The 14,636-nt window shown below is 69.8% G+C and carries 12 protein-coding genes; 9 read left to right on the top strand and 3 right to left on the bottom strand.

What is annotated here, in order from left to right; genetic code table 11:
• The first annotated feature begins 22 nt into the window (after positions 1-22).
• A complete protein-coding gene (locus E8A74_RS24590) occupies positions 23-832 on the top strand; it encodes a sigma-70 family RNA polymerase sigma factor (RefSeq protein WP_136931502.1) in 810 nt (269 codons plus the stop codon).
• A 451-nt stretch (positions 833-1,283) separates the two neighbouring features.
• Here the strand turns inward: E8A74_RS24590 and E8A74_RS24585 are convergent, their stop codons facing one another.
• Entirely contained in the window at positions 1,284-2,117 is an 834-nt protein-coding gene (locus tag E8A74_RS24585) for an MBL fold metallo-hydrolase (protein ID WP_136931501.1), read from the bottom strand.
• Positions 2,118-2,250: 133 nt separating this feature from the next.
• On the opposite strand from E8A74_RS24585, the gene E8A74_RS24580 reads away from it, so the two are divergent.
• Positions 2,251-2,814, top strand: a complete 564-nt coding sequence (locus E8A74_RS24580) for a YdcF family protein (RefSeq protein WP_232379725.1) — start codon at positions 2,251-2,253, stop codon at positions 2,812-2,814.
• Entirely contained in the window at positions 2,811-5,144 is a 2,334-nt protein-coding gene (locus E8A74_RS24575; protein ID WP_136931500.1) for a peptidylprolyl isomerase, read from the top strand. Before E8A74_RS24580 ends, E8A74_RS24575 begins: the two co-directional genes overlap by 4 nt.
• A gap of 120 nt (positions 5,145-5,264) precedes the next feature.
• Here the strand turns inward: E8A74_RS24575 and ppk1 are convergent, their stop codons facing one another.
• Positions 5,265-7,508: a polyphosphate kinase 1 gene (gene ppk1 / locus E8A74_RS24570; protein ID WP_232379724.1), complete on the bottom strand. Its 2,244-nt coding sequence runs from the start codon at positions 7,506-7,508 to the stop codon at positions 5,265-5,267.
• 120 nt (positions 7,509-7,628) lie between these two features.
• Between ppk1 and panC the strand changes: the two genes are divergently transcribed.
• The 6 genes from panC to E8A74_RS24540 all read left to right on the top strand — a co-directional run bounded on the left by panC (position 7,629) and on the right by E8A74_RS24540 (position 13,812).
• A complete protein-coding gene (panC, locus tag E8A74_RS24565; protein ID WP_136931498.1) occupies positions 7,629-8,537 on the top strand; it encodes a pantoate--beta-alanine ligase in 909 nt (302 codons plus the stop codon).
• Entirely contained in the window at positions 8,530-9,195 is a 666-nt protein-coding gene (gene tmk, locus E8A74_RS24560; RefSeq protein ID WP_136931497.1) for a dTMP kinase, read from the top strand. Before panC ends, tmk begins: the two co-directional genes overlap by 8 nt.
• A gap of 30 nt (positions 9,196-9,225) precedes the next feature.
• Positions 9,226-10,647: a YecA family protein gene (locus E8A74_RS24555; RefSeq protein ID WP_136931496.1), complete on the top strand. Its 1,422-nt coding sequence runs from the start codon at positions 9,226-9,228 to the stop codon at positions 10,645-10,647.
• 92 nt (positions 10,648-10,739) lie between these two features.
• A complete protein-coding gene (locus E8A74_RS24550; RefSeq protein ID WP_136931495.1) occupies positions 10,740-12,155 on the top strand; it encodes a hypothetical protein in 1,416 nt (471 codons plus the stop codon).
• Positions 12,156-12,375: 220 nt separating this feature from the next.
• Positions 12,376-13,053, top strand: coding sequence for a hypothetical protein (locus E8A74_RS24545; RefSeq protein WP_136931494.1), 678 nt, complete (start codon positions 12,376-12,378; stop codon positions 13,051-13,053).
• Positions 13,054-13,140: 87 nt separating this feature from the next.
• A complete protein-coding gene (locus E8A74_RS24540; RefSeq protein ID WP_136931493.1) occupies positions 13,141-13,812 on the top strand; it encodes a hypothetical protein in 672 nt (223 codons plus the stop codon).
• 340 nt (positions 13,813-14,152) lie between these two features.
• Here the strand turns inward: E8A74_RS24540 and E8A74_RS24535 are convergent, their stop codons facing one another.
• The gene (locus E8A74_RS24535; protein WP_136931492.1) at positions 14,153-14,512 is read right to left on the bottom strand and encodes a VOC family protein; all 360 of its coding nucleotides are present in this window, start codon (positions 14,510-14,512) and stop codon (positions 14,153-14,155) included.
• Positions 14,513-14,636 lie beyond the last annotated feature (124 nt).

The following is a 14,636-nucleotide window of genomic DNA, read 5'->3' as shown; positions in this document are numbered from 1 at the left end:
CCCGGGGGCGCGAGGAGTCCTCATGGCCGTGAGCCGAAGTCCTGCCGCCTTCGCCCACGCTCCGCGCCAGCGCGAGCTCGACAAGCGCGAGCCTTTGACGCCCGAGTCGGAGCGTGACCTCGCCGAGCGCTTCCGGAACGGGGACCGCGACGCGGGTCGCCGCATCGTGGAGGCCTGCCTGCCCTTCGTGATGACCATCGCCCTCGAGTACCGGCGCTGGGGCATCCCCATCGAGGACCTCGTCCAGGAAGGCAACATCGGCCTCTTGAAGGCGGCCGAGCGCTTCGACCCGTCCCGCGGCTGTCGGCTCGTGACCTACGCCGCGTACTGGATCCGCGCCGAGATCCGCGAGCACGTGGCGCGCGGCTACCGGATCGTGCGGCTCGGCTCGTCGAAGAGCGAGCGGCGCGTCCTGCGCCTCTACCGCCGCACGCACGAGCGGGATCCGGACGTCCTCGCGGAGCAGAGCGGGCTGCCGCGGGAGCGCGTGATGGCGCTCTTGCCGCTGCTCATGTCGCGTGACGTGAGCCTGGACAAGAAGAACCCCGAAGGCGACGCGCCGCTCGATCGGCTCGCCTCGCCGCTCCCCTCGCCCGAGGATCAAGCCAGCGAAGGCGAGCAGCAGCGGCAGGTCGCCACGGCGCTGCGGCAGATCGTCACGGAGCTGTCGCCGCGCGAGCAGAAAATCGCGAAGGCCCGCTGGCTCAGCGAGGACCCCGCGACGCTCGAAGAGCTCGGCGCCGACTTCGGCGTGAGCAAGGAGCGCGTGCGGCAGATCGAGGAGCGCGCGAAAAAGCGCGTCCGCGCGCGGCTCACGGAGCTCCTGCACTAGCCTCGAAGCGTCGCGCCGCCGAACACGTGTTGTCGAACGTCGACGGCGCTTGTTCGGCCGCGGAGCAGGTGCCTCCGACAGGCGCCCCCCCGAGGGACGATGCCCGCCCTCCTGACGTCAGGTCTCGACGCTGGCCGTTCGCCTCCGCGACAACACCCATCCACGGCTGACAGTCCATGTTCGGCAGCCCAACGAGGACCTGCCGCCGTCGCCGGCCCGTGTTCGTCGGCTCGACCTTCCCCCCGGAACATGCATGGCCACGTGTCCGGCGGCGAGACACCTGCCCTGACGCGCCGACGCCCCTCGTCCCGCTGCGTGCCCGATGCCCTCGGGCGTGGACGTGGCTTGTCGCAGCGCGGGACAGACGAGGGCGAGGGCCGATGTCGCCTGTCGAGGTCGTGCAGGACGAGGAGCGCCTCCGGACGCCGCGTGGACCGGCGCCCGTGGTCCCTCAGATCTCGATGACCATGCCTTCTTTGGCGGCGATCGTGTTCGGGAAGAGCTCACGCGCGCGGCGTTCCTTCTCGCGAACCATCGCGTCGGTCTGGCTCGGGTCGTGGTGGTGCAGGATGAGCTGCTTGACGCCCGCGGCCGTCGCGAGCTCGCAGCCTGCGACGAACGTCGCGTGACCCCAACCCGTCTTGGGTCCGCCGCCGACCTCGCCCGCGTACTCCTCCGGCGTGTACATCGCGTCGAAGATCAGGACGTCCGCGCCCTGCGCGAGCTTGCGGAGCTTCGGATCCACGATCGCGTAGTGCTCCGAGTCCGTGACGTAGACGAGCGACTTGCCCTCGTGGTCGATGCGGTACGCGTAGACGCCGTTCGGGTGGTTGCCGCGCGCGTTCGAGACGCGCACGTCTTGCTTGCGCCCGATGGTCACGACCTCGCCCTCGTAGAGGTCGCGGAAGGTCATGTTCGCGCCCATCTCCGAGAGGTGGACGGGGAAGCTCGGGTAGTCCATCTGGCCCGCGAGCGTCTCCTCGAGCGTGCGCGAGACGTTGAGGCCGCCGAAGAGGTGGATCGTGTTCTTGCGGACGAAGGCAGGCGTGAAGAACGGGAAGCCCTGGATGTGATCCCAGTGGACGTGGCTGAAGAACATCCACGCCTCGATCGGCATCTCCCGGAGGAGGCTCTGCCCGAGAAGACGCAGACCCGTGCCCCCGTCCAGGATGATCAGCGTCTCGCCGGCCCGCACTTCGTAGCAGCTCGTGTTGCCGCCGAACTCGACCGTGTCGGGTCCGGGGGTGGGGATGCTTCCGCGGACACCCCACATCTTGAGTCGCATCCTGATCGCCCTTCCGGCCCCCGCCCTTGGTCCGATTCCCCGTGATAAATGCCTTCCGGGCGCAACGTCAAGCGAGAGGTGGCCCTTACGTGACTTTCTGGCGAGCGGCGTCGGTTCGGCTATCGTCGGCCCGATGCCGGAGCGCGCAGATGCCATCGTGGTCCTCGGATGCCGCGTGCTGCCGTCGGGTCGGCTCACGACCGCGGCTTCACGTCGCGCTGCAAAGGCCGCAGAAGCGTATCTCGCGGGTGTCGCGCCCCACATCGTGACGAGCGGCGGGCGTCGCTGGGGCGCGCAGATCGAAGCGGAAGCCTTGCGCCGCGCGCTGGTCCGTGCGGGGGTGCCGGAGCAGGCGGTGACGACGGAGCTCTGGTCGCTCACGACGCACGAAAACGCTGTGTTCTCGGCCGAGATCCTGCGTCGGCGCGGCGCGCGGCGCGTGCTCGTCGTGACGTGCGTCTGGCACGTGGAGCGCGCGATCCGGGACTTCCGCGGCGTGGGCGTCGACGCGTGGCCGCTGCCGTCCGAGGGCGTGCGCGTCGGGGCCCTCCGGCGCGTGTACCGGCGCGGGCACGAGCTCGCCTGCACGTGGCTCGATCAACGCGCGCTCCGGCGCGCGCACGCGCTCGTTCGCGCCGTGCCGAGGCCCGATCCCCGTGGCTCCGGCGCGCCGAGCGCCGAGGAGAACACGCGATGAAGGTGCAGGGGGCGAGGCGAAGCCGCGCAGGCGTCGTGATCGGCGTCGTCGCCGCGCTCGGCGCGTGCAATCGCGGAGCGCCCACGACGTCGAGCGACGCAGGATCCGACGCGGGGAGCGACGCGGCGGTCGTCGTGGACGAGGCGAAGCAGCGGCAAGAAGCGCTGCTCGTCGCGGAGCATCGGCGCGCGGCCGCCGAGATCACGAGCTCGGATCAGCAGAGCCGTGACGTGCTCGTGCGGCGCGCCGCGGCCCGCGCGCTCGCGCGGATCGGCGGCGAAGGCGCGCAGCCGGGGCTCTTGCGCGCGCTCGCGGACGAGGATCCGGAGGTCGTCACGTGGGCGGCGTACGGGCTCGGTTCGTCGTGCACGTCGGGCGACAAGGCGACGGTCGCGGCGCTCGTGGCGCGCTCGCTCTCGATCGGCGACGCGATGGGCGCCGCGCCCGCGAAGGGATCCCCGCCCGTCGAGGGGCGCGCGAGCCCGACGTTGGATCCACGCGTGACGATCGCGCGGGCCATCGGCCGCTGCGGGGCGGAGCAGAGCGAGCCGACGCTGGTCGCGTGGCTCTCGGGCACGGAGATCCAAGCCTCGGCCGCGGCGTTCGCGCTGGGGGATCTCGCCATGGGGAAGGAGCGGCTGCGCGAGGAGACGCTCGCGGCGCTGCTCAACCTCGCGGCCGGCAGCGCGTCGTCGCCGCCCGCGCCCGAGGGTTTGTTCCCCATCGGCCGGCTCGAAAACGTGCCGAACACGGTGATGACGCGCCTGCGGGAGGTCGCCGGCGCGCGCCTCGCGGAGCCCGGTCCGTACAGGATCTTCGCCGTCCGCGCGCTCGGCCGCGCAGGCCCGGAGGCCGCGGCGGATCTCGGACGCGTGCTCGCCGGGGCGACGCTCTTCACGGCAGCCGAACGCGCGGAGGCCGCGCGCGCGCTCCGTCGGCTCGGCGCGGCGGGACAAACGATGCTCGCGTCCACGTTGCCCGCGCTCGTGCCGCCGGGCGGCGCCGTCGCGTTGACCGCGCTCGGCGAGGAGATCGGCGTCCTTCTGGCCACGCTCGACGCGCTCGAACCGACGAACAAGGCGAAGAAGTGGCTGAAGGATCTGGCCACGATGGAGCCGCCGCCCTCGGCGCCGGTGACGGTGCTGCGGCGCCTGTCCTGGATCCGGTGCAGCGCGGCGACGGCGCTCGCGGGCGCCGACGTGCGGGATCCGCTTCTCACGCGGTGTGACGTGACGGCCGCGCTCGCGGCGGGCGAAGGCGCGGACGCGGGGGCGAAGGCGCCGGGGCAGCCGGGATCGATCGGCGCGCGGGCGATGGTGAAGGTGCTGGATCGCGCGCCGATCGAGGGTTCGCGGCGCGCCGTGTTCCTCACGCACGCGAAGGGCGGGGATCTGCGCGCGCGTGAGGCCGCGATCGAGCTCCTCCCGAAGCACGAAGAGCTCGCCGAGGAGGCCGAGCCGCTGCTCGAAGCCGCGCTCGCCGCCCCGGAGCCGGGCCTCGTGTCGACGGCGGCCGGGGTGATCGCGCAGAAGCCGAACCTCGCGGCCGAGCCCGAGAAGCGCAAGAAGAAGCCCAAGAAGAAGAAGGACGAGGAGGAGCAGGCCGCGGAGGAGCCGTCCCTGCGCGCGCCTTCGCCCGCGATCGTGAAGGCCCTCGTGGCGGCGCTCGGGCGCGCCGACGTGGAGAACGATCCGGAGCACGTCAGCTCGATGATCGAGGCCGCAGGCGCGCTCGGCTTGAAGGAGACGTTGCCGCGGCTCGAAGAGCTCTGCCGTTCGTCGTGGCCGGAGCTGCGCAAGCGCGCGGCGAAGGCGATCGGGCTCGTCTCGGGCAAGCCGGAGACGCCGTCGTGCCAGGCGCCGCCGGGCGGAGGGCCAAAGCCGCCCGAGCTCGACGCGCGCGCCACGGGCAAGGTGACGCTCACGCTGGAGACCGACGTCGGCGAAGCGTCCCTCGTGCTCGACGCCGATGTCGCGCCCGTGGCCGTCACGCGTGTCGTCGACCTCGCGCGCGCCGGGTACTACGACGGGATGGTCGTGCACCGCGTGGTGCCGGGCTTCGTCACGCAGCTCGGCGCGCCCTTCGGCGACGGCTACGGCGGGCCGGCGGGCAAGGCGCCGCTGCGCTGCGAGACCTCACCGATCGCGTTTGATCCGCTCACGGTCGGCGTCGCGCTCGCGGGCCGCGACACCGGGTCGAGCCAGATCTTCGTGACCCACGCGAGGCAGCCGCACCTCGACGGCCAGTACGCGTGGATCGGCCGCGCGACGGGGCCGTGGAGCTCGTTCGTCGACGGAGACCTCGTGCACAAGGTCTCCGTCAAACCCTGACGAACGGTGCCAGAGCGCCGAAGAGGCGCTCTGCTCGATCGCGCAGCGAGCGAGCCTCGGGGGGTGAATCGGCCGGGCTTTGCCTGGCCGAGAGGGGGACGCGAGGCGTCCCCCTCGGGACTAAGACTGCGGGTGGTGCTTCTTCTTTTTGCCGTTCTTGCGGCGTAGCTCGTCGCCGCCTTCGCCGTGGCCCACCTGGAAGATGTGGAACCGGCCGCCCCGCGCGAGCACGTCGGCCGGCTTCGGCCGCTCGCGCGCAAGCTCCATGAACCGCTGCTGCGAGCGCACCGTGGCCGCGCCCGTGGGCGTCGCGACGCGCGTGTAACTGCCGTCGGCGTTGAGGGCCCACGTCTTCGCCGTGTCGGCCGCGAGCGTCGCGAGCATGTCCTCGGCGCGGGTGCGCGCGGCCGGATCGAGCAGCGGCACGAGCACCTCCACGCGGCGGTGGAAGTTCCGCGGCATCCAGTCCGCGCTGGAGAAATAAAACTCCTCGGCGCCGCCGTTCGCGAAACGGAAGACGCGCTTGTGCTCGAGGAACCGGTCGATGAGCGCGCGCACCTGGATCCGCTCCGAGAGCCCCGGGATCCCGGGCCGGAGGCAGCAGATGCCGCGGACGAAGAGCCGGATGTCGACGCCGTGCTGGCTCGCCGTGTAGAGCGCGTCGATCACGTCCACGTCCACGAGCGCGTTCATCTGCGCCACGATCTCGGCCTTCCGGCCCGCGCGCGCGTGCTCCGTCTCGCGCGCGATGAGCCCGAGGATCGCCTCGTGCAGCCCGAGCGGCGCCACCACGAGCCGGTTCCACCTCGGCGGCGCGCTGTAGCCCGTGAGCAGGTTGAAGAGCGAGGTCACGTCCTCGCCGATCTCGCGGTTCGCCGTGAAGAGGCCGAAGTCCGTGTAGAGGCGCGCCGTGTGCGGGTTGTAGTTGCCCGTCGAGAGGTGCACGTACCGCCGGAGTTTGTCCTTCTCCCGACGCACCACGAGCAGCGCCTTCACGTGCGTCTTCAGCCCGAGCAGGCCGTAGATCACCTGCGCGCCGCTCTGCTCCAAGGTCCGCGCCCACTGGATGTTCGAGGCCTCGTCGAAGCGCGCCTTGAGCTCGACGATCGCCGTCACCTGCTTGCCGTTCTCCGCGGCCCGCGCGAGCGCCTTCACGATCGGCGAGTCGCCGCCGGTGCGGTAGAGCGTCTGCTTGATCGCGAGCACGTTCGGGTCATCGGCCGCGCGCGAGATGAACTCGACCACCGGATCAAACGAGTCGTACGGGTGGTGGAGCGGCACGTCCCGCTCGCGGATCACCGCGAAGGGATCCTCCACGTCGCGCAGCGCGACCGGCACCTGCGGCGTGAAGCTCTCGTCGCGCAGATGCCGATCGTCCTCGCCCACCACGGAGACGAGATCGACGATGCTGAGCGGTCCCGAGACGCGGTAGACGTCGAGGTTCGGATCGATGCCGAGCGCGCGGCAGAGGCGCTGCACGCTCGCGCCCACGCCGCCCCCGACGCCGATCTCCACGCGCACCGCGTTGCCACGATCACGGCGACGAAGCTCGGCCTGGATCGTCTCCAGGAGATCCTCGCCCTCCTCCTCGTCGATCTCGAGATCCCAGTTGCGCGTGACGCGAAACGGGTACGTGCCGCGGAGGCGCGAGACCGGGAAGAACTCTTTGACGTGGCGCGCGATCACGTCCTCCAGGAGGACGAACGCCCGGCCGCAGCCGTCGACGCGCACGCGCATGAGGCGGCTCAGCATCGGCGGCACCTGGATCACGCCGAACCCGGGCTCCTCGCCCTCGTGCTCGCGGCTGAACATGATGCCGAGGTTGATGCTCTTGTTGCGCAGGTGCGGGAACGGGTGGCCGGGATCGATCGCGAGCGGCGTGAGGATCGGGAAGATGTCCGTGCGGAAGCGCTCGTCGAGCACCGCGAGCTCGGCCGCGTCGAGCTCCTCGGGCCGCACGATCCGCACGCCGACCCGGTGCAGCGCCGGCAGCATCTCCGTGTTCCAGAGCCGGTAGGCGCTGTCGAAGAGCGCGTGCGCCCGCGCGCTGATCGCGAGGAGCTGCTCCTGCGGCTTCATGCCGTCGGGCGGGACCTCGGTGATCGTGCGGTGCGTCTGGGCCTGCAGGCCCGCGACGCGCACCATGAAGAACTCGTCGAGGTTCGAGAAGAAGATGCCGAGGAACTTCAGCCGTTCGAAGAGCGGCACCTCCATCGAGGCAGCCTCGGAGAGGACACGGGCGTTGAACTCGAGCCACGAGAGCTCGCGGTTCAAATACTGCGTCGGATCCGAGTCGCCCGCGGCCGGGAGCAGGGACGAATGGCGAGCAGCGGCATCGGGCGTGGAAGGTGTCTCGAACGTCACGATGATTTCAGTCTAGCCTACCCGATCGCTGGGGGTCAGTTGATCGAGCCGAAGAGAAGCGAGGGCCGTGGAGGTCGCCTGCCTCCTTGTGACCTGCGCTTTCTGCTAGCGTGGCGCGCCATGGAGATCTGGCGCGCTCCCCTGGAGTTCCGGCGTGCGTGTGACGAGGCGCGACAGCGCGGCGCGCGCGTCGGCCTCGTCCCCACGATGGGCGCCCTGCACCGCGGCCACCAGGCGCTCATCGAAGAGGCCCGCAAGCGCGCCGATTTCGTCGTCGTCTCGATCTTCGTGAACCCCACGCAGTTCGGCCCGAACGAGGACTTCTCCCGCTACCCGCGGGACCTCGAAGGCGACGCGAAGAAGTGCGCGGAGGCCGGGGCGCACGGCATCTTCGCGCCCGCGCCCGCCGACATGTACCCGCCCGGCGACGAGACACGCGTGCACGTCGGCGCCACGGCCGCGGGCCTCTGCGGCGTGCACCGGCCCGGCCACTTCGAAGGCGTGGCCACGGTCGTCACGAAATTGTTCGCGCTCGTAGGACCTTCGATCGCGCTCTTCGGCCGCAAGGACTACCAGCAGCTCAAGGTGATCGAGCGTTTTACGCGCGACCTCTTCCTGCCCGTCGAGGTCCTCGGCGTGCGGACCGTGCGCGAGCCGGACGGGCTCGCGATGTCGTCGCGCAACGCGTACCTCTCGGCCGAGGCCCGCGCGCAGGCGCTCGCCATCCCGCGGGGATTGTCGGCCGCGGCGCGCGCGTTCGCCGCGGGGGAGCGCCGCGCCGGCATGCTCACCGCGCTCGCGCGCGGGCACATCACGCCCGTCGCGAGCGCGATCGACTACGTGGACGTGGCCGACGCGGAGACGCTCGCCGTGCTCGGCCCCGAGGAGCACACGCCGGATCGCGTGTTGCTCGCGGTCGCGGCCCGCATCGGCGGCGCGCGGCTCATCGACAACCTGGTGCTCGGCGAGGATCCGAGCCCACTCGGGCCCGACGGATCGAAGGAAGGAGACGAGGAACGCCATGGGTGAAGCCGAGGACGGAAACGACGGCCTGTTCGTCGTCTTCGAGGGCATCGACGGCGCGGGGACGACGACACAGGCCGTGCGCTACGGCTCGTTCTTGCGCGGCCGGCGAAGGCTCGCGCACGTGACACGCGAGCCGAGCGGCGGGCCGATGGGCTCGCTCCTCCGGCTCGTGCTCACCCAGCGCGTGAACCTGCCGTCGAGGCACCGCGACTCCACGATGGCGCTGCTCTTCGCGGCCGACCGGCTCGATCACATCGAGACCGAGGTCGCGCCGCACCTGCGCGACGGGTACGTGGTCATCTCGGATCGTTACGAGCTTTCGAGCATCATCTACCAGTCGATCGGGATCGAGGACGAGGGCGCGCGCGCCGACATGATCGCCTGGATCCGCCACTGCAACCGCCACGCCCTCAAGCCGGACATCACGGTCGTCGTGGACGTCGATCCGGAGGTCGCCGCGCAACGCAGGCGGGCCCGCGGCGGCGCGAGCGAGCTCTTCGAGGAGCCGGAGCTCCAGGCCCGCCTCGCCCGTGCGTACCTCGAGGCCGACAAGATCATCGGCGGCGATCGGCTCGTGCACGTGGATGGCAACGGCGACGTCGACGCCGTCACCGCCGCGATCATCCGCGCCCTCGAGCCCTACGTGCGCGAGGGGCCCTGATCACGTCACGAGGTTGATAGCGAGCTGCGCATGACGCTCACCGGACACGCGCATCACTTCCTCTCCCGGCTCGACCGGCTCTCGGTGCCGCACCTCGACATCGCCCTCTCGCTGTATCGCGACGTTGGTCTCCTCCGGCACATCCTCGACACCGCGCGTGTCCCGGAGGGCATGGAACGTGTGGCCGTGTCGCTCGCGGATCCCGAGAACGGGCCCTTCCTCGTCGTCACGCGCGACGGCAAGTTCGTCACGTGCCTTGGCGAGGGGATGAGCGCCAAGAACCTCCACGTGGTCACCCGCGAGCGGCTCGACGCGATCACGAGCCGGGTCGCGATGTGGCGCGAGCGCAGCGAGCGAGCCCTCTCCGTGCAGGGCAACGCGGGCGAGTTCATGCGCGCCCTCTACGAGCGAGGACCTTGGTTCACCCGCGAGCAGTTCCAGGCCATCGCCGCGCTGCAACCGTTCCTGGCGATCCACCTCTTGCGCTGGCTCATCGAGGAGTTCCAGGAGGTCCATAACATGCGCGAGCGCCTCCTCCGCGAGATGCCGAAGAGCGGGAAGTTGCATCGGAGGTTCGACGAGCTCTTGCACCTGTTCTGGTGTCGGGTCTGGACGATCGGGCACCTGTCGGTGCTCGCCGCGATGGACGGCAAGACGCCCTATGAGCACCTGACGGAGATCGCGCGGGCCCCCGTCGCGACGATCAACTACTCGTGGTTCAGCGTCTCGCAGATGCTCGTCGGCAACGCGCTCCGCGGCATCTGGGGCGCGGCGCGCATCGGCAAGGATCTGCTCTCGGTCTACAAGAGGGAATGCGACGCGGCCGTGACCCTCCACGAGCTCATCGACGCCGCGTTCACGCTCACCGTGATGGGTTGCCGTCACGCGCGCTTGCGGGCGGAGATCAAAAAGGCGCTCTCGCCGAACGGCCTCTCGCCGACGACACCGGACTTCGTCGTGTCCGTCCGCGAGCTCATGCTGCAAGTCCTCGACGCCGAGGACACCCACGGCCCGACGGGCGCCCTCCATCAGCACGGCAGGGCCGGCGCGGAGCTCGCGGTCGCCTTCTCGAAGCGCCTCCCCCCGACGTCGGCCTACCATTTCAAGGACATCGAGGAGGTGCCGCCGGAGATCGCGTATCGCACCCTGCTGCTCGACGCGACGGACTTCGTGAACCACCGCGAGGTGATCCCGACGATGACCCTTGCGCTCCAGTGGCTCTCGCATGCGACGCCCGACGATCTCTACCTGCCCGCCGATTACATCGCCGCCATCCGCACCCCTTACGACCCGCGCCAGGTGCTCGCTCTCCTCCGCGACGACCGCAGCACCAAGAAGGCCATTCTCGCGGAGGCGGCCAAGACCAGGCAGGCCGGCCCCACCCGCAGCGCGCCGTGCCCGTGCGGGAGCGGGAAGAAGTACAAGCGCTGCTGCGGCGAGCGCGAGCGATAACGCGCCTCCTCCCCGGCGCCTCTCCCTCCGCTTCCTCCGCTTTGCGCCTCGATCCTTGACCCTCTCCATGTCGGTCCGGCAACCTCCAGCCTGTGCAGGTCCTCCGACGCGGCCTCGGCGCGCTCCTCGTCCTCGGGCTCGTTGTCCCCTCGTCGCCCGTGCTCGCGCGAGAATGCGAGCGCAAGACGCCCATCCGTTACATCGGCATTTGCGCGCATCCGCACGGCCCGGCGCACGATGAATGGACCTACGATTTCTCGGGCAATCCTGTGCTCGGCCCCGCGGCACGGCAGCTCGTCACCTGCCACGACGTCCTGCCGCTCTTCGTCTTCGACCCACGCGCGGACCTGAAGAATCGTGCATGGATTCCCATCCAGTTCCACGACAAGGCATGGACCTGCGAGCCGCCGCCTCCGCCCAAGCAGAAGCCTGCGCCTCCGCCCGCGCCCGCGAAGAAGCAGGACCCACCGCCGAAGGAGAAGGCGGACGGCGACGAGGGCGGCGGCGGCAAGGGCGGGGGCGGAGGCGGAGGCGGCGGGGACGATTCCGACAGCATCGAGAAGCGCGTCGAGAAGCATCGTATCCGCCGCGAGAGCCCGCCGGACAGGGAATCGACGCCCCAGGACCCGCGCTCGAAGGACATGGTTTTGCCGAAGGAAGGGGTCCTGAGCAAGGAGGGCGTATTGCCCCCGCGTGATGAGGTGCATCCGCCGAAGTGCGTCGACGAATCCTGTACGCTGGTGGATCGGGGTGGCGCGCTGCCGGAGCACGCCTTTCGGTCGGGGGCGCCGGTGATGAGCGTGGGCTCTTGTCGGCAGACGGAGGGAGGGTGCAAGGGCGACGGGACGGGCAAAGGCAAGGCCCTGACGCCGCTCGAACGGATGGTCCGCGAGCTCGCGATAGCGTCGGCGATGCTGAACGGCGAGTTCAATCACGACCTCGCGCGCAAGGACGGCAAGCGGTTCGGTATCATCGGGGGCGACGACGAGGACGGCGTCGACAACGCCATCGTGCAGGCGGCGGCGGCGATCACGCAGGTCGCCTCGGCGGTGCTCGTCGGGCAGGCCGAGAAGTTCGCCAAGAAGCTGGAGGAGGCCTGCGCGAAGAAGGCGCCGCTGATCCTGCAAGGGGCCGAGGAGATTTCGGCGGAGACGGCGGAGCTCCTCGCCAAGAAGTACGGCGTGGACATCGCGGCCGCGCTGGAGCAGAACGGGGCGATCGGCGCGTACGACGTGATGAAGAAGTTCACCGATGGGCTCGGTGGAGCGTACCAGGCGCATCACCTCCTGGAGAAGGCGATGGGAGGAGAGCTGAGGCTGACGGCAAAGCAGCTTGATAAGATACCGTCGGTGATCTTGACAGAGGCGCAGCACAAGGAGATCACGAAGCTGCTGAACGCGAAGCGGCCTGCGCGTAAGACCCGCGAAGCCCTATGGCAGATGTATGAAGAGGTCTACGAGCCCTTCCCCCATTGGTTGAAAGCCATCAAGCCATACTTCGGAAGGTAAATATCCCACCGAGGTAAACATGTGGACAGAAGCGCGGATCATTCTGATCAACAACCGCATTCCCGGAGGACCCGAGGCAATCCTTGGTCCCGCAGGGTGTGGTCCGGATGTGGCAGTCCTCGATCAAGAGGGGAATTTTACCACCGTTACTCTCGACGAGAGGGACGAACGCCTGGCGCTCCTCCAGACCCTCCTCAAGGAGCGGGGGCTCCGCTGTTCCGTGCGCCGTCGCGACCGTTTCACCGACGAGGAGCTCCAATCCGCGCGCCTGCTCGTCGTGGAATACGACACCAACGCCACGGTCTTTGCGGGGCCCATGATGGGCACGACGTACGATATGTCCGACGCCTGCCCTCGGTGCGGCGCCGGCGCCCGGCAGACGTCCGCAATCTTCATCGACGGCGAATTCCTCCCCAGATTGGAAGGCCGGCGCGCGGCCACGACGTCGCACGACGACGTGCTCGTGGACGAGAAGCTCGCCGCAGCGCTCGCGCAGAGCGGCGCGACGGGGCTCTCGTTCCGGGACGTCTTCGCGGCGTTCGAGGAGCGGGGCTTCCGGATCCCATGGCGTCAGCTCTGCGCCGCGCACACGATGCCGCCGATGTCGCCCCGATCCACCGGGATCGAGGTCTCCGAGCCTTGCCCGTGCGGGCGGAGTTGCTTCGGTGGCAAGGAGGAGATTCCTTTCCGCCTCGCCTACCGCGCCGCGGACCTCGCCGACATCCACGACGTGAACGTCACCTGGGAATGGTACGGCATCGCGGGATTCACCGGCGACCTCTCCGCGTCCGTCCTCCCGTACCCCCTCTTCCTCGTCACCCCCAAGGTCCGCCGCATCTTCCAGGCCGCAGGCGTCACCGGCTTCGACTGGATCCCCATCCGCGTCGTGGATGGCTGACCGTGGCCTGCCTGCCCCAGCCACGCTTTACGCTCCGCGGATTCCTTGGTACACCACCCGGAATCAGGAGAAACCGTTTTCATGGACATGCCCACCCAAGACACCCCTCCGGAGGGGTATCTCCCGAAGAGCGCCTACGCGACGGGGCGCGTCGCCGCGGACAAGAAGACCGCCGGGCTCGAAGCGCCGCTGCTCGTGGTGCACGGCGACCTGAAAACGGCGCTGCGCGAGCGTGACGACCTGGAGGAGGAGCGGCAGCGCAAGAGCGCGATCCTCGACGCGCGCGACGGCGATTGCGACGCCGACGTCGAGGGCTTCGAACTCCAGCTCCTCGGCGCCGTCCGGAAGAACCGCGAGCACCCCAAATACCGCCGCTACTTCAAGACCGGCCTGCGCGACGTCACGACCGCCGAGCCCCGCAAGGAGGAGCCCGAGCAGGTGGCGCAGATGCTCGACGCAATGGCGGAAGACAAGGACGACCCCGAGATCGGCGAGATCGTCACGTCCTGGGAGCCGAAGCTCACCGCCTCGCGCGCGAACGTCGTGGCCGCCGACGCAGACCTCTCCGAGACCGAGAAGGCGCTCGCCTTCCTGAACGAGAAACGTATCCCCGCGCTCATGGCGGCGTGGCGCGAGGCGTACAAGAAGCTCGAAGGCGTGCTCACGACGGTCTACGCGTCCACCCCGAAGATGGTGGATCGGTTCTTCAAGCCCTTCCGCAAGCGGCGGAAAGACACGAAGCAGAACGAGACCCCCTGAACCTGCTCGGCGCGCCCGAGCGCGGCTCCACGCACGCCGTCCTCCTCCACACGAACGCCCGAGCCCCTCGCCCCCACACCGTCCCTCGGGAAGGAAGGCGCAGAGACGCCGCTCGCGTCGGCGTCCCTGGGGACGGCGAGGCAGAGGGCGCCTTCGCCGCGCCCCTCCCTCGGGAACGAGGGCGCGGAGCCTGCGGAGGCGCGCCCGTCGCCGTGGACGGAGGGGCCCAAGGCCCCTTCGTCACGCCCGTCCCTGGGGAAGGGCTACACGGAGGGACCTCGGGCGTCGCCTTCCATGGGGAAGGGGGCCAGGCAAGCGCGTTCACGCCGTCCGGCGCTCGTCAAGGCGTGTGACAGACGGCCTCGATGTTGTTCCCGTCCGGATCCAGCACGAAGGCCCCGTAATAATTCGGGTGGTACATGGGGCGGAGCCCGGGCGGGCCGTTGTCCTTGCCTCCGGCGCGGATCGCGGCCTCGTAAAACGCGTCGACCGTCTTGCGATCCGCGGCGAGGAACGCGACGTGCTGGCGGAAGACCCCTTCGCCCGCGCCGAGCCAGAAATCGGGTTTGCCCTTCTCTCCGAGCCCGACCACGCCGGGGAACTCCATCATCACCGCATAACCAAGGGGCGCGAGAGCGGCCGCGTAAAACGCCTTGCCCTTCTCCAGATCACGAACGCCGATCGAGATATGATCAATCATTGGTAAATCCTACCTTGTTCTGCGCGACCATCCGCGCATGGTTCTGGCAAGACTCCCGTTCAAACCGTGCGTGCGGATTTCCCGCACACGGCTTACCGGTGGTCTCTCGGGCAGCGGCATCATG

The organism is Polyangium fumosum (genome assembly GCF_005144585.1).
Classification (GTDB): Bacteria; Myxococcota_A; Polyangia; order Polyangiales; family Polyangiaceae; genus Polyangium; species Polyangium fumosum.
Note: the sequence above shows the minus strand (reverse complement) of the source record. Positions and strands in the feature narration are given on the sequence as shown.

Bases quoted from the DNA above. Each gene is read 5' to 3' on its own strand.
- E8A74_RS24590 (WP_136931502.1), top strand. From the start codon at position 23: ATGGCCGTGAGCCGAAGTCCTGCCGCCTTCGCCCACGCTCCGCGCCAG.
- E8A74_RS24585 (WP_136931501.1), bottom strand. From the start codon at position 2,117: ATGCGACTCAAGATGTGGGGTGTCCGCGGAAGCATCCCCACCCCCGGA.
- E8A74_RS24580 (WP_232379725.1), top strand. From the start codon at position 2,251: ATGCCGGAGCGCGCAGATGCCATCGTGGTCCTCGGATGCCGCGTGCTG.
- E8A74_RS24575 (WP_136931500.1), top strand. From the start codon at position 2,811: ATGAAGGTGCAGGGGGCGAGGCGAAGCCGCGCAGGCGTCGTGATCGGC.
- panC (WP_136931498.1), top strand. From the start codon at position 7,629: ATGGAGATCTGGCGCGCTCCCCTGGAGTTCCGGCGTGCGTGTGACGAG.
- tmk (WP_136931497.1), top strand. From the start codon at position 8,530: ATGGGTGAAGCCGAGGACGGAAACGACGGCCTGTTCGTCGTCTTCGAG.
- E8A74_RS24555 (WP_136931496.1), top strand. From the start codon at position 9,226: ATGACGCTCACCGGACACGCGCATCACTTCCTCTCCCGGCTCGACCGG.
- E8A74_RS24540 (WP_136931493.1), top strand. From the start codon at position 13,141: ATGCCCACCCAAGACACCCCTCCGGAGGGGTATCTCCCGAAGAGCGCC.
- E8A74_RS24535 (WP_136931492.1), bottom strand. From the start codon at position 14,512: ATGATTGATCATATCTCGATCGGCGTTCGTGATCTGGAGAAGGGCAAG.